Origin of the sequence: Natronincola peptidivorans (assembly GCF_900111615.1) — a bacterium.
Classification (GTDB): domain Bacteria; phylum Bacillota; class Clostridia; order Peptostreptococcales; family Natronincolaceae; genus Natronincola_A; species Natronincola_A peptidivorans.
This window is the reverse complement of record NZ_FOHU01000053.1, coordinates 1-1,675: the sequence shown is the minus strand read 5'-3', so window position 1 is coordinate 1,675 and position 1,675 is coordinate 1. Positions and strand designations below refer to the sequence as shown.

Sequence of the window (1,675 nt, the reverse complement as noted above, 5' to 3'; positions counted from 1 at the left end):
TGAACTGCCCCCTGTCAAGTAGACAGTGGAAATAATAAAAACACAATTAAGCGACTAGACGCCTATATTCCATTGGGCTCTGGTCGTTTAATTTTTCTTGTAATCTCTCATAATTATAGAAATACATGTACTCGTTAATAGCATCATTTAACTCTTCAAAAGTTTTATAGCTTTTTAAATAATACTTTTCGCATTTTATTATTCCAAAGAATCCTTCCATCGGACCATTATCGATGCACTTTCCAACCCTAGACATACTCTGGGTTATTTTAGCTTCATCTAGTTTCTTCTTAAATTGCTTAGACGTATATTGAAATCCTCGATCACTATGAAATAGAGGCCTTGCCCCAGGAGAAAACGCCAATGCCTTATCAAGAGTTTTAAATACTAATTGATTATTGTTGGAATGTCCTAAAACATATGCAACAATAGATCTGTCATACAAGTCTAAAATAGCGCTTAGATAAGCCTTTTGATTATTGCCATACTTGAATTCAGTCACATCAGTTAGCCACTTCTGATTAGGGCTTTGAGCTTTAAAATCACGATTTAATATATTCTCTGCGACGTGTTGTGGAGTAGACTTTATGTAACGCTTCTTCTTCCTGCGAATTACTGATTTTAACCCTATAATTTTCATAAGGCGATATATACGTTTATGGTTAAATTTCTTGCCGAACCTTTTGTTTAAGTTTCTCTTTAACCTTCTATAACCATAGATTCCGTTTACCTTTTCGTAAAGCTTCACCATTTCCTTAATTAATATCTTATTTTCAGCTTCGATTTCAGTTTCCTTTCTATTCATCCACTTGTAATACCCAGAACGAGAAACACCAGCAATATCACATAGCAAGACTATTGAAAGCTGTTGATCATCATATAACTGTTTGATTGCTATATACTTATTTTCCTGTCTAATACTACTTAAGATCGCCTCCTTTCTAGTTCCTCCAACTTTTTTAAGAAGGCATTCTCCGCTCTTAACCTCTCATTTTCCGCCTTAATTCTCTTCATCTCAAGCCGAATCTTTTCCTCTTGTGTTAGTTCCTCATCATCTTTTTTTCTACCTCGTCCATCTTTAAGGGCAGCTTCACCGCCAGACTCATACTTCTTAACCCACTGATATACTTGCTGATAAGAAACCTTATATGCATCTGCAGTATTTTTATAATCCAGTCCATTTGCAATACAAGACAATACGATTTCCATTTTTTCTTTCAAAGTAGTCGTTCTTCCCTTAGTCATAGATTGGCTCATTCCTTTCCCCTTTACTTTAACTTCACTATGACTATTATACTTCTTTATCCATTTAAGAAAAACACTGTGGTCAGATATTTCATATTTTCTAACTACTTCTTTTAGCTGTAACTCTCCTGATAGGTAATCCCGTATAGCATCTTCCTTTAATTGACGAGAGTAGTTTCTCCAAGTAGAGGACTCAACTAAACCTTCTGTTCCATACCTATCGAACTTATATATCCACTGTGTAATTGTATTTCTATAGATGTTATATCTAGATGCAATATCTTTAAGGGTACCTAATCCCTCCTGATACTCCTGTATTATTTGAAATTTTTCCTCTGCGGTATACTTAACTCTCTTTGACATTAAAAATACTCCCCTTTCAGTAGCAGATTTTTTTATTTAATCTGTCTACCTATAGGGGAGCATATCA

Annotated in this window: 1 protein-coding gene; it reads right to left on the bottom strand. The window is 34.6% G+C overall.

Annotation, left to right across the window (positions count from 1 at the left end):
• Positions 1 to 46: 46 nt before the first annotated feature.
• A protein-coding gene (locus BMX10_RS17690; protein WP_208976169.1) for an IS3 family transposase occupies positions 47 to 1,608 on the bottom strand; the annotation gives its coding sequence in 2 pieces (ribosomal slippage) (positions 47 to 951 and positions 951 to 1,608; 1,563 coding nt in all).
• Positions 1,609 to 1,675 lie beyond the last annotated feature (67 nt).